This is a genomic window from Spirosoma profusum, from assembly GCF_014699005.1.
In the GTDB taxonomy this organism is placed as follows: domain Bacteria; phylum Bacteroidota; class Bacteroidia; order Cytophagales; family Spirosomataceae; genus Spirosoma; species Spirosoma profusum.
This window is the reverse complement of the sequence record NZ_JACWZY010000056.1, coordinates 17,665-30,958: the sequence shown is the minus strand read 5'-3', so window position 1 is coordinate 30,958 and position 13,294 is coordinate 17,665. Positions and strand designations below refer to the sequence as shown.

12 protein-coding genes are annotated in these 13,294 nt (G+C 42.4%); 8 read left to right on the top strand and 4 right to left on the bottom strand.

Translation table 11 applies throughout. From position 1 onward, the window contains the following. Positions 1 to 260: hypothetical protein (locus IC229_RS32845; protein WP_190892855.1), on the bottom strand; the 260-nt coding region annotated here is incomplete at its 3' end. 766 nt (positions 261 to 1,026) lie between these two features. Between IC229_RS32845 and IC229_RS32840 the strand changes: the two genes are divergently transcribed. The 5 genes from IC229_RS32840 to IC229_RS32820 all read left to right on the top strand — a co-directional run bounded on the left by IC229_RS32840 (position 1,027) and on the right by IC229_RS32820 (position 8,245). Further along, entirely contained in the window at positions 1,027 to 2,250 is a 1,224-nt protein-coding gene (locus tag IC229_RS32840) for a transposase (protein ID WP_190892853.1), read from the top strand. Between the two features lie 311 nt (positions 2,251 to 2,561). Continuing rightward, on the top strand, positions 2,562 to 3,776 hold the full coding sequence (locus IC229_RS32835; protein ID WP_190892845.1) for a site-specific integrase: 1,215 nt from the start codon (positions 2,562 to 2,564) through the stop codon (positions 3,774 to 3,776). A gap of 130 nt (positions 3,777 to 3,906) precedes the next feature. Beyond that, positions 3,907 to 4,176 (top strand): helix-turn-helix domain-containing protein, encoded by a 270-nt coding sequence (locus IC229_RS32830; protein ID WP_190892843.1) that lies wholly within the window; start codon positions 3,907 to 3,909, stop codon positions 4,174 to 4,176. 2 nt (positions 4,177 to 4,178) lie between these two features. Then, a complete protein-coding gene (locus tag IC229_RS32825; RefSeq protein WP_190892842.1) occupies positions 4,179 to 4,418 on the top strand; it encodes a hypothetical protein in 240 nt (79 codons plus the stop codon). A 107-nt stretch (positions 4,419 to 4,525) separates the two neighbouring features. Beyond that, positions 4,526 to 8,245: a YecA family protein gene (locus tag IC229_RS32820; RefSeq protein ID WP_190892840.1), complete on the top strand. Its 3,720-nt coding sequence runs from the start codon at positions 4,526 to 4,528 to the stop codon at positions 8,243 to 8,245. A gap of 127 nt (positions 8,246 to 8,372) precedes the next feature. Here the strand turns inward: IC229_RS32820 and IC229_RS32815 are convergent, their stop codons facing one another. From IC229_RS32815 to IC229_RS32805, 3 genes are all read right to left on the bottom strand, one after another. After that, positions 8,373 to 9,107 carry a hypothetical protein gene (locus IC229_RS32815; protein WP_190892838.1) on the bottom strand — a complete coding sequence of 245 codons (735 nt, stop codon included), beginning with the start codon at positions 9,105 to 9,107 and terminating at the stop codon, positions 8,373 to 8,375. Positions 9,108 to 9,196: 89 nt separating this feature from the next. After that, entirely contained in the window at positions 9,197 to 9,673 is a 477-nt protein-coding gene (locus IC229_RS32810) for a hypothetical protein (RefSeq protein WP_190892836.1), read from the bottom strand. Between the two features lie 78 nt (positions 9,674 to 9,751). Then, the gene (locus IC229_RS32805; RefSeq protein ID WP_190892835.1) at positions 9,752 to 10,318 is read right to left on the bottom strand and encodes a hypothetical protein; all 567 of its coding nucleotides are present in this window, start codon (positions 10,316 to 10,318) and stop codon (positions 9,752 to 9,754) included. A 234-nt stretch (positions 10,319 to 10,552) separates the two neighbouring features. Here IC229_RS32805 and IC229_RS32800 point away from each other — a divergent pair, with 234 nt between their 5' ends. From IC229_RS32800 to IC229_RS32790, 3 genes are read left to right on the top strand one after another with little or no spacing between them, the layout of a single operon-like run. Continuing rightward, positions 10,553 to 11,413 (top strand): recombinase family protein, encoded by an 861-nt coding sequence (locus IC229_RS32800; RefSeq protein WP_190892833.1) that lies wholly within the window; start codon positions 10,553 to 10,555, stop codon positions 11,411 to 11,413. Continuing rightward, positions 11,337 to 12,695 carry a radical SAM protein gene (locus IC229_RS32795; RefSeq protein WP_223834350.1) on the top strand — a complete coding sequence of 453 codons (1,359 nt, stop codon included), beginning with the start codon at positions 11,337 to 11,339 and terminating at the stop codon, positions 12,693 to 12,695. Before IC229_RS32800 ends, IC229_RS32795 begins: the two co-directional genes overlap by 77 nt. A gap of 46 nt (positions 12,696 to 12,741) precedes the next feature. Next, entirely contained in the window at positions 12,742 to 13,242 is a 501-nt protein-coding gene (locus tag IC229_RS32790; protein ID WP_223834349.1) for a hypothetical protein, read from the top strand. Positions 13,243 to 13,294 lie beyond the last annotated feature (52 nt).

The following is a 13,294-nucleotide window of genomic DNA, read 5'->3' as shown; positions in this document are numbered from 1 at the left end:
CCAAATGACCAGGTATCACCCATGCGGTCGATGGAGACATAGTTCAGGATGGAGGCTGAACTACCCGCATTGAAGAAGATACTGCCCCCATGAGTGGAAATATTATCTTGGGGTATGGCCTTGCCTCGGATGTAAACCGAGTCAGTGGCTGTGCCCTGAGCCAGCAGGGTGCCGTTGACGATCAGGTCAGTGGACCAGTTGGGTACTTCAATCACTACACCAGGCTGAATCACCAGAGTCTGACCAGTTGGGACAGTCACATCACCAGTAAGTCTATAGGGACTTTGTGCCTTAGTCCATATTCCAGAAACAGAGCCACTTATCTGTGTCTGAGCAAAGCCGACTCTAAAAGTTGACAGTAATAAAAAGAAAGATAGCCCAAGTACAAGTTTGATCATATCATTACATTATTGATGTGGAAAATATATATGCAAGCAACAAAATATTTTTAGAGAATCAAATATTACTATTTAGCATATGCGGTTAACTAAATGATAAATTTCTTAAGCGTTATTACTTAAAAGCTGGATGTAATTAAAAACTTCGCTTTGGGGTACTCAGCCCTGTAAAGCCATCTTAATTCGGCTTCTGGCTGCTTATCATATTCTAACTGTAGCATTATTATCAGGTGCCCTGCTAAAAATTGTAATATTTTCGGTATTAACAGATAAGAAAATGTTACAATTTTTGGTTGTTGAGCGGTCAGAATTTTTAATGCGACTATTTCTCATTGACAATTACCATCCGACAACCATGGTGAGGTAATAATATATGTATCTTTTTAGCAAAGCCGAGGTGAGATGTTTGGTAATACCTTCGTTCAGAAGTCAGGCGGGAGAGGTGCACGATACATGTTTGTAAGACCAACTTATGTAGCGTTACTTATGTGTACAAACCGAAAAACAGCTCTCAAAGTAGAGACTCCTGAAATCAGATTGCGATGACAATTCAATGGTTCGGTAATTTCTGGGGTATAAAAAAGGCATGGTAGTTTTGGGACTTCGACCTCCTTAAACCAACCATGCCATGAGTGAAGCCTTCGCTTCATTGGCTACAATAGTAGCCAAAACACCCGGTTTGACCAAGCCCCGCATTCAGTTTTTGACTCATGCCCTGCACATATTCCTCAGTCTGAAGAGCCGCATCAACTTCCTGATGATCGCCCGTTATTCCGACACCTATACCGAGCAAACGGCCCGATACCACTTTGAAGATTATCACGATTTTACCACCATGAACGCCACCTACCTCCACCAACACGGATCAGGCCACTACCTGCTGGCCTTCGATGCGTCTTACCTGCCCAAAAGCGGAACCAAAACTCCCGGATTGGGCAAGTACTGGTCGGGCTGTGCTGGTCGCGCCTTGCTGGGTCTAGAACTGGGGCTTTTGTCGGCTATCGATGTGGACTATCACACAGCCTTCCATTTGGATGCTGCCCTCACGCCGGGGCCAGCCGAACGAGCCGGTAAGGACATTTCCTTGATCGACCACTATGCCCAGGTCGTGCTCTGGTCAGCTCCTAAGCTACTGAACTTGAGTAGCTACCTGGCCGTAGATGCCTACTTTGCCAAGAAGAACTTTATTGACCGCATTCAGGCTGGCTCAGCCCTGGAGATCATTTCGCTCTTAAGGCAGGATGCGAATTTGCGCTATCTCTACAGCGGGCCCCGCCGGACGGGGAAAGGAGCACCTAAACAGTATGATGGCAAGATTGACCTCAAAAACCCGGACCTCAATCGCTTTGAACTGGTCAGTGAGTCCGCTACCGAGCGGGTGTATACTGCTCTGGTTAACTGTGTATTTCTCAAGCGAACAATTCGCTTGGCCTATGTCCAGCAAGTCGGTATAAACGGTTCTGTGCAAAGTTACCGGGCCTACTTCTCGACTGCCCTCAAGTTGGCGGGTCTTGATCTGGTACGTTATTACCGGCTACGTTACCAACAGGAGTTTTTGATTCGCGATGCCAAACAGCATACGGGTCTTTCGCACTCTCAAGCCCGTTCGGTCAACAAACTGGAGTTTCACACCAACCTGGCCCTATCAGCCATCAACGTGGCCAAGGTGGAAGGGGGCTTAAGGGCTAATCAAGCTGAACGCAAAGCCTTCTCAATGGCAGATGTTAAAACCCGCTATCACAACGAGTTACTACTTAATCGGTTTATTAGCAGCTTACCCGATTCAGCCAAGTTGACGATTAATCAGACACAAGTCAGTCAATTTTATAGCTTTGGATGTATTGCTGCTTGAAAACTAACGAACCATTGACAATTGAAAGATTAAAATTATGAATTCTGTAATCTGTGGTGTCCCTTGTGGTGACCCTAAATGAAAAAACCGTTCAGCATTTCTGTTAAACGGTTGATTTTCAGGCTCCCGAAGCTGGGCTCGAACCAGCGACCCTCTGATTAACAGTCAGCAGATTATTGGTTTAATATGGTTCAATATGGTTTATAATACGCTGATTATTAATCAATTATAGAATAAGTAGTTTCAGAAAAAACCGTTTAAATACGAATTTCTTGTGCAAATCTTGTGCAAATTTTTTGTATCTTTAATTCATGAACACAAACGTCGTGATTTCCTTAGATACACGCCGTGCCAAGAAGGACGGCACCTATCCGGTCATTATGAGGCTGGGCCATAATGCACAAACAACCTCTATCCCCATTGGAATAAGCGTTGCTGTAGCAGATTGGGATGAGAAGAAACGGGCTATTAAAAAAAGCTACAAGGGCGTCAGTTCCGTGACCCGACTGAATAATCAGATCGAGAAAGAGAAGACTGATGCTATGGACATCATTCTTAAACTCCATGAATTAGGCACCCTTCAAACCTTGTCGATCACATCCTTGAAAGACCGGATTACGCAGAAAGAAGCCAAGGATTCGTTTCTGCAATTCGCCAGTCAATGCGTGGATGAACTGATTAAAGCGCATCGGGTTGGTACGGCCAGATCGTATAAAGGCTTGATCAGTGTTTTGAAGGAATACCGCAAGGGCAAGGATTTATTGTTTAGGGAGATCACATACGATTTCCTTGCCAGATTTGAGACCAATCACAAAAGTAAAGGCAATGGCGCGAATGGCTTAGCTGTCTACATGCGGACAATCAGGGCCATTTACAACAAGGCCATTAAGTCTGGAATAGCCGATAAGGAATTGTATCCGTTCGACGACTATAAAATTAAGACTGCTCCTACTGAAAAACGGGCTTTGGACGGAGAGTTTCTCAAAACGATTATTCAATTGGACATTCCGGCTAATCATCTGTGCTTCAATACGCGGAATTATTTTGTTGCTAGCTATATGATGTACGGAATGAACTTCGCGGATATGGCTTATCTGGAAAAAAGCTCTGTCGAAAATGGACGCGTGAGGTATCGTCGGCGAAAAACGGGCAAGCTCTATGATATCAAGATTACCCCGCAGCTTGAAAGCATACTGGTTCACTACATGCAACAAACTCCCGATTCCAAGTTCGTCTTTCCAATCCTGAAACGAGACTCGCCAACCCTTCGTGAAAAGGACATTCAGTGGGCCAGAAAACGATATAACAAAAAGCTAAAGCTCCTGGCTTCACTATGTGGGATTGACTCAAATCTGACAAGCTATGTGAGCCGACATTCATTTGCGACCCAGGCCATGTTACACGATATTCCGCTCACCGCTATCAGTACAATGCTTGGTCATTCCAGTGTAAAAACCACCGAAATTTATCTCAAAGGGTTACCAGTCAATATTCTGGACAATTACAATGAACGAATTTTGGGATGAGTTGAGTAAATGAAATAAGTGGCCAGTTGACTATTAGTCCGTTAAATAAAACGGTCATGACTAAAAGTCAGTATTTAGGTAGTTCGTGTAGCTTTTACCGGTAGACTCTCTATTTTGGTAAAAAAGCACAATGGAAGTTATCTGTCTACACGACGACGCTTTTTACGCCTTGATTGACAAGGTCCTTGAACGGGTTCAGCAACAGCAAGCAGTCAGGGAGGATAAATGGATTTCAGGCAGCGAGGCCATGCAAAAGTTGCGTATTCAGAGCAAAACGACTTTGCAGAAACTCCGTGATGAAGGCAGTATCCGGTTTTCGCAGCCTGAGAGAAAAATTATCTTGTACGACAGCGATTCCATCAACGACTATTTATCTCGCCACACTAAAGAAATCTTTTAGCCATGACAGAAGACGAAGAACCATCTCCAGAGTTCGTCAAGGGCTATAATCATGGTTATCAACTGGCCAAACATGAACCTGAGCTATTGGATAAAATTTTGAAGTCTTCAAACGACAATACTCCCAACGATTATAGTAGGGCTATGGTGCATGGGAAAACCCAGTACGAGCACGAAAAGCTCGTTGCCGAAATGAAAGCTATTCGTGAACGTCAAAAGCAAAATATAAGAAGAAAGAGATAAACATCGATTAAGAACAAACGATATAAAAGCTATACCACATTAGTGGAATGGTGATAGCAGTTTTTTTGTTTGCATAGTTCGAGCATTATAAATGTTTTGAAGACTATATGACGAAAATAAATCGTAATGCTAACTGTCCTTGTGGTAGTGGTTTGAAATATAAAAAATGCTGTTTATCCAAAGGCATTTATGAGGGTAATAAAGAAGAACCCGCTGATCCAATCAAAATTTTTTTATCAAAGCAAAATAGAACTCTCACCCTTTCTGCTATTGCAAGTCTATTACTGTTGCCAGAAAATCATGGGAAAAACCTACGACTGGAAAGGCTTGCTTGGTTTGCTGCAAAATACTGTACAGTTGAGGATAAAAGTTTTGATCAAACGCAATTCCAAGACTTTGTGCTTAAGCATTTTGCCGTGGATTATATGGAAGACCCGACGGAAAGTGTCTTTACAGCTAATGTTCCTTTTTTAGCAGGCAACACTGTCGTTTTTCCTGGCATAGAGTCAGACAGTTATGTTGTCTTAGAGCGTCTTTTGCTAGTTATTTTTCAAGCACAAAGTAATTTTCCTGAAGATTATAAGCATTTGATCCAAGGAGTCGTGCTACCCTTTCTACGTATATCTAATACGATAGCGCGTAAAGGCGACTATCAAAGGTATATGGCTGGGAGCGGTTTGCACCGAGACAAGATCACGTTTACACGTCAACTCGACAGATTACAGGAATTCTGCTTTCTTCCTCGAATTGTATTTGAACGACAAAGTGAAGAATTAGGAATTCCCGTTGAAAGTTTCTTCGATTTAGTTATTACATCTAGTGATGTTAAACTAGACTTCAGCAATTTCAATGATGACAATCCGCTATTGAGTAAACCATTAGTGCAGGTAGAAGGTGGCTATGTTTTAGCTGTTCCTACATCACTGCTCACTGCATTAAATCGATACATATTTGAGCAAGCGGAACGCTTTGGTATACATGATCAACTTGTTACGGAATACCATCTCCAAGCCAATGCTTCCCTCACATTTCAATTGTATGAAATTGGTTGGCGACCTGCTCAAGATACATTACCTGATCTTGTATGGGGTGACTATGACTCGTTTTATAAAATAGATGCTGATATCTATGGATATGTAATTTATATACCAGATCGAACAGATATTGATCCTAGAGTTTTAGAAGAAAAAATTCGTCATGTTGTTAATGAGTTGTCTAGTAGCCAGCCCGTTCCTGTAAAAGTCTTGTTACTGCTAGTCGCTGGCCTCTCTGGGGATCAAATTAGCTTACCATTAGGTGAAATGCCTGACAATACGTGGCTAATACAATTCACAAATTTTGATTTAAGTCTTCTGCTCAGTGATCCGAAGATTAATAAACTGACCTTATGGAAATTTGCTAAGGCTTTAGATGAAGCTGAAAAAACAATACAGGTATTTAGCATTGATAAGCTAGACATGTTCAGTTATTACCTGGATAATCATGAAAGCTTTTTTCCTTCTGATGATTCAGTCACAGGGATGATGATTGAGCCTGGGTATGCAGAAACGTATCGAATTAATCGTATTCAATATTCTGATAAACACACTGTTATTCGAGATATGGATGGTACATGGGGCCATATTCCAGTAGAGAAGTATGCTAAATATGGACCTATTTATAATCCAGTTCAACCATCTCCTGAAAGCTGGCTTGTATTAGATTATTACGATAGCCCGGTGTGGATTAAAAATTTTCAAGCCCGCGATATTGAAACTAGGACAACGGCTGACCGATTTGCTGAAGCGATCTTATACTGGTTATTGCATCTACCTACGATCGACTTACTCATAGAGCCTCTTAACAAACTTCCTGTGGAGATTGAACTCATCTTTGATGAGAAAATGCTTAATAATGATATTTCTGAAAACGATCTTCAATCAATATCGAGTGATACAATAAGCATTGGCCTTACTATTCAAAATCCCTTAAACTTTACACTAAATATACCTTGGCAGCTAATACAACCGCTTATGTCGGGAGGAAGCGTCGCTGAGCAATTGATAGTAAAGAAAGTCTTGCAGGGTCTTAATCAACTGCAATATGTTCAAACACAACAAGAGGCCCTTCGTGAAGATGATATTGATCTGTTGATTGCCGATGCTATGAGCAATCCAAAGCAGAGAATGATATTAAATATTCCTGCCCACATAGATGCCCGGAGCGATCCTCGTTGGTTACCTATACCAGCACGTGATATACCAGATGCAGATACGAGCCAAATTCTTCAAACACTAACTTCTTTTTTAACGCCAGATCGCGTTATTCCTGAAAAAATAGAACATGCTGAAGATAAGAACATACTTTGCCATGAAGTCGTTGCAGGTTTAGTCAGCTATTTAGGCTCTCAACTTACTGAATATAATACGGCGGAATTAGTCCGTTACTTGATGCTTAAGAATGAAGCGATCATTTATAAGCGAGAGTATGACGAAATCCTGATACCAGCCCAAATAGCTTGCTTTAGTGATTATCCGTCTGAAGTAGAACGGCTAAAAAAAAGTGAAGAAAACTTAGTCCTAGTTGCCTTGTCTATCCGCTGCCTAATCGAGTTTGCGGCAGCAATACCCACAAATGGAATAAAGTTAGTTACCGAAGATAATGTGGATCGATTATTGGCAATCACGGAGCAAATATTTCAATGGGGAGCCATGTCTGATACTATCAGCATGGGACTTGATGATATGGAGATGGGTTTATTGCCATCAGGGCGTATTGGTACGGATAAATCATTCCCAGAGAATTACTTAGCGACGTATTTCCACGCATATACTGAGGAGAAAGTAACTGATTACATGGAGAATTTTGCCCGTAAGCAAGAGCCCAAAAAACCAGAATCTGAACCGCACCTTGTTAACGATGAGCCCGTATTGGAGGAACTAGACATAGCCTTCAAGATGCAATTTGATTTATCTCTTAAAGAGTATATCAGTTTACAGTTTATATTGGCTCAAGTAGCTACTTCGCGAGAAGTTTCAGTTCTTCATTTAGAAGAAGAAGCCCTCTATAACGCCGTTCTTGAGTTTGCCCCAGGTTATGATCGTGATGCATTTGATAAAGGAATACATTTACTGACATTAAAAGCCAGAAAAACATTAATTACACCTCCTCATAATTATAAGCGGGATGACATCTATCCGTGGCGCTATAATCGTGAATTATCTTATATACGGAGGCCACTTTATAAAGAAGTAAAGAATGGGGTGACGTCTTATATGTTTGGTTTTCGCCACGTGACGGCTGCTCTTCACAATCTGTTATACTTACTATTTAATGGTCGATTTAATGATCCTAAATATAACCATTTTAAAACTGTTTCTAGCCGAATCAACCACATTAAAGGTGACGATTACAGGCGAGAAGTTTACCTTTGGCTACGTGAACATACCCAGCTTAAGGTTATTCCACATGAAGTAAAAATACCAGATCCAGAATATGGTGATATAGACGTGTTAGCTTGGGATACTGCTAATAACATTGTCTATTCGCTAGAGTGCAAGAATACTGTTCCAGCGCGTAATATTTATGAAATGAAAGGTGAGTTGGATAAATATTTTGGTAGAGAAGCAGATGGGGGAATGATTATTAAGCACGTAAATCGCCATGCATGGTTAGAGCAGAATCCGGCGCAATTGTTTACATGGTTAGGGCTTGCAGTACCTGAACGTTTCAAAATAATATCATTAGTAGTTACAGCTGTAGAATTACCTGTAGGATATATTTCACGACAAAAACCTCCATTAACAATTATATCGTTCCATGCTTTGAAAAAATTATTGGCGATATAAAAATTACTATTTCAAATAGAGCTTTAACGCGTAATCTATTCATAAAAAAACAGGAGTACTGTTTCAAAATGATGTTAACCTCTTAAAGACCTATTTCTATGGAGATACCAAAAATTTTTACTGCCAATTAACCATAGCGACCAAGCTCTGGTGATGATACTGGCAAATACGGTGTTCTGAGTATTAATGTAGCGTCTTGATTGTACTCATAGCGACTAAAATAGGTAATATCTAGCATATCTTCATGTGCTGCAATAGACTCATCAGCTAGCAAATAGCCAAATGGTCGAAAGTTGATTTCTGACCATTTCTGCATTCCTAATTCTTCATCAAAAACGACAGAGTATCCCCAGAGCCGTTTTACTGAAGACAAATTTGAATATAGAAATATTTTGTATCTCTCTGGCCAAAGATTTGACTCCCTATCTAGTAAAAGGCGTACTAAATCACTTTGAGATTGTAGAATTCCACTCTTGTCCGCAGACATGAACATGGTCATTATTTGTTTAATTACATTTAATGGCTTGATGAAGTATTCTCCAGTGATGTAATACTGAGGTTCCTGTATATTCGATATGATTGCCATTCCCTGATGGGCAAAAGTGCCAAAATCCCGTGCATACCAGTCCCCGGTCAGATTGTTGCATGATATGCATAAAGTGTACCCACCAAATCCTTTGTTACTTTTAGCTTTTTTTCCATGCAGTGGACTATTCTCATCTGTAAGGTGAGTATGATTCTGAACGAAGATAGGACGATCATTGAACGCTGATTGAGGTGGTACATGTTCAAATGACAGTTTGCCAAATCTCCCACAAATGGCACAATTACCTTCAGTCATTTTCTTCTTTTCGTCTGACATCAGTTCAAACAGGGTTGTTGTTAGAAATTAGAGAAGTTAGTATAAAAAATGGCAGTTATTGGCTTCACATCCGATAGCAACAGGACATATCATCGTCTGAAACCACGCCGATGTTGTTGATGCTTCTGCTCTCGTTTTTCACGCGCCTGTTGCGCTAGCTTTTTAACTTCAGCTTCATCGACAGGTTGCCCCTTTACAGGTTGAGTACGCTTAACTTCTTGTCCACCGCCTGAATCTTGCTCTCTGCTTGTTTGGCTTTCGGTTTGTTGTTCTCGATAAGTCTTGATCATATTAAAAGCTTTATCCTGACTTTGGGAAATATCAGGTCGTGGGGCAGGTGGGTTTGGCTCTCCCAAATATTCTCGTTGTTCTTGGGCAAAGCGGGTTTGCACGTCTTTAACTTTCTTTTCGTGTAATTCTTTAAGCCGTTCTAACTGACCGTCATACTTTGTTTTATCGTAATGCTCTTTTTGTAGGTTTCTGATCGTTGCCTGATCTGCGAAATACTCCTGATTAAGCCGTTCAAGCTCTTTGTCTTGTTGGCCTAAAAGATCGCTATATGCCATAGTTGTATAAAATGGGAAGTTGTCGATAGCTAATCTACTTCATTAAGAGCCATTTTGGAAACGACTACATAACCTCTATTATCGGCGATGACCACCCCGCTGGTGCTGATTAGCTTGTCGACGTTTTTTAGTCTCCTCCATCAGTCTAGTGATCTCGTCCGCCCTTGCCAAACTTTCCGTGATCTCGTCACCAGATGGCACTAGCTTTTGCTCTATGGACTCGTCTTGACGAATGGACGGGAGTTCAGAAAACAGCTTGTACAGCTTATCCCTAGGAAGGGCTATGTCTTGGCTATAATGACGTCTGGTTTTTTCATCAAATCCGTCTAGTTCGAATGAGCAGCTTTGACGAACCCAAAAGGTAACTTTTGGATCTGTACCAGTCGTCTCTTTCGAGACCATCTCTAAAATTTCCCGCCGATAGGCCGCTCGTTTATCCTCCAAATAAGAAATGACACGGGCTCGTCTATAGTTTCTTTGGATATCTTCTGCCGACCGTGAATCCGAAAAAGGTACTTCTTTCATTGTATCCGATACGTGGTAAATGACCTTATCCATTTTCTTGAGCTGAACATTGGCTCGAGCGATAAAATCTTCCAGATAGGCATATTCAGGTGGATATGATTGATCAAATTTAAAGTCCATCGGCTTGACAGTTATGCGACTGAAAAAAGAAGCTCTACCAATTTTTATCTAAGAATTTGTTCGGCAGTAAACGATCATTAACCCCTGTACACCAATCGCTCTTTTTCAACCTTTGTTCATTGGTAATTCCTTGTCTATCAAGGGCTCTTCCTGTAAAAATAATCGATTTTTTATCCAAATCTGTTCAAAGGTAATCCATCGTTTACACCCGAACAAGATCATGGCTAACCCACTATGAAACAGGCGATTGCCTATTATCGCGTTTCCACGCATCGACAGGGTCGAAGTGGATTAGGTCTGGAAGCGCAACAAACAGTGGTAGCCAATTATTGTCGGCAGAATGAGTATAATTTGATTGATGAAATCATAGAGGTCAAATCTACCCGCAAACAACAGTACAGGCTTTTACAAGCGCTGGATACGTGTAAACATCGGAAGGCCACGTTGATGGTCGCTCGGTTGGATCGGTTAGGCCGAGATGTTGAGAAGATTGCCCGGTTGGTCAAATCCGACGTGGAAATCGTGGTGACCGATAACCCGCATGCAAATCGGTTTACCATTCATATTCTGGCCGCAGTCGCCGAAGAGCAGCGCCAACGCATCAGTGAAACGACGAAAGCGGCTTTGGATGCGGCTCGAAAGCGAGGAGTGATCTTGGGAAAGCATGGCAAGACATTGGCCAGGCAAAATAAAAAAGTGGCTGATGAGTTTGCTCAACAGCTTTCACCGATGATCAAGGGATTAAAGAAGCGCGGTATTATTACCATGCGGGCAATTGCTCAGGAGTTCAACCGGCAAGGTGTGCCAACCTTTCGGGGCGATAGTCAGTGGCATCCCAGTACCGTTTGCGCGGTACAAAAGCGATTGAAACAAAAACAACCAATAACCATGAAAATACAACCCGATATGGTTCCGTCGAATGAAAACAATCTTCTTTTCGATGATCGCTCGCTGCTGGAAGTGGCATTCGGTGACAAGGCGTTGACGATTGCCTCGATTAATACCAATTGCGATTGTGATGGCTATTACCCCAATCCGAACGATGAAGAACGCGATACTCACCAAATCCCCGCATCTACTGCTGCGATCTGTTGACGCGCAGTATTCCTATGTTGTCAATTGTGCCTATCCAAAATCGCTTCGCCTGTTGACCAAGGCGCAAGTGGGCATTCTGGCTGCTATCGATGGGCGGTCTACGATTGCTGAGTTGAGCGAGCGGCTTGCTATTTCGCCTAATGTGCTGGAAGAATTTTCAAACCTGCTCGTTCAAACGGAGATCATTCGATTTGACAATCAGTTCAGCAAACCTCAGAAGCCAACTGCTCCCCAATCGCTCAACTTCTGGATACACACAACCTATCGCTGTAATCTGGCATGTAGCTATTGCTACATCCCGACCTTGAATACTACGGAAGGAATGGCCGATGGGACCAAACAGCAATTGCTAGAGAAGGTGGTCGAAACGGCTAGCAAGCGTAAACTCAAACAGGTCAAATTCCGCTTGGCCGGTGGCGAACCCTTAGCGCAGTTCAAATCCTGGAAAGCCTTTATCCCGCAAATTCGTCAGCGATTACAGGACGTCGGGTGCCGTTTTGAAGCCTCCTTTATTACCAATTTGACCATACTCACCGATGAGATTATCTCCTTTTGTCTGGAGCAGGGCGTTAGCTTTGGTATCTCGTTAGATGGTTTAGCAGAGGCTAATGATGCAAGCAGACCTTTTAAACAGGGAGGAGGGAGCTTCAAACACATTGATCGAAATTTGCGAAAATTAGTAGCTCGCCAGATCCCGGTCACGGTCAACACGGTTGTTAACAATCAGAACCTGCATGGGTTGCCTGCCTTGACGCGCTATCTAATTGAGCTGGATGTGCCGTTTCGGTATTCGATTGTTAAAGGTGAAACGCTTGATGCGGAGCTTTTAGAAAGCAGTTTGCTGGAATCGTATGCGATTATGGAGGAGGCTATCCAAACGGGATGGCAATTCTCGCATCGGCACCAGTTTTGTGATCTCAAACCCCAGGAACTAGGCTTTCAGACCTGTGCGTCTGGTTTTTCTGGTGGAGCCATCTATGTCGATGGGACGCTCAATTATTGCCATGTTCACTTTGATGATGAAACGCAACTATCTCATTCCATTTTTGACCCTGGATTGGACCTAGTCGATATGATCCAGCAGGGGAGTCATATGGAGGATAACCGGTCGGCTGACTGTCAGGCTTGTCGATACAGTGCGGTTTGTACGAGCGGCTGTCCGGTCTACCGAGTGAATGGCAAAGACCTCCAATGTAGCCTGTATCATCGAATCATTCCGTTACTCTACGAACTGCAAGCCAAGGAGCGGTTGAGATCCTTGCGGAATTTTAACCTCCTTTAACTTCTGCTGGGTATCCTCATGTCGAACAGGTAAAAGGGGAATACTTATGACAGGAGATGTGACGGTTTTGATTTCGTGGTTGGCTTGGTTTGTTCTGTTGTATCAAGTCTACCTCCAACGAACTCATAACGAAAAATCGCTCAAGCCATTAGGACAGATTGATTTCAGAGATCGGCCTGATCAACTCTACATTCGTGTCAGCAATAACGGCGTGGGACCGATGATCGTGGATCGACTTCATTTTAGTAAATACGGCAAACTCTATGCGACCATTGAAGACTGTCTGGAGCTGGACAAACGTTCTTATGCACGGCTTGATGGCAGCGAGTCTGTGCAAAAAGTTATTCTCCCCAATTCGTCGTTGACGATTTTTGAAGCCTCTCTTGCTCCTCAAGAGAACGAAACAGCCTTTAACCGCATACGCGATCAACTAAGTTCAATCACCTTGACAGTGAAATTTCACGACATCTACGACAATAAGATGACTATAGAGCGTGATTTTCACTGGTTCTCAAGGCATCTATTAAAAGAGACTGTTGAGCGATAAATGGGCTTTTGCTATAACAGCCATGTTGAAAAGACTTGGTAGATATTATAAA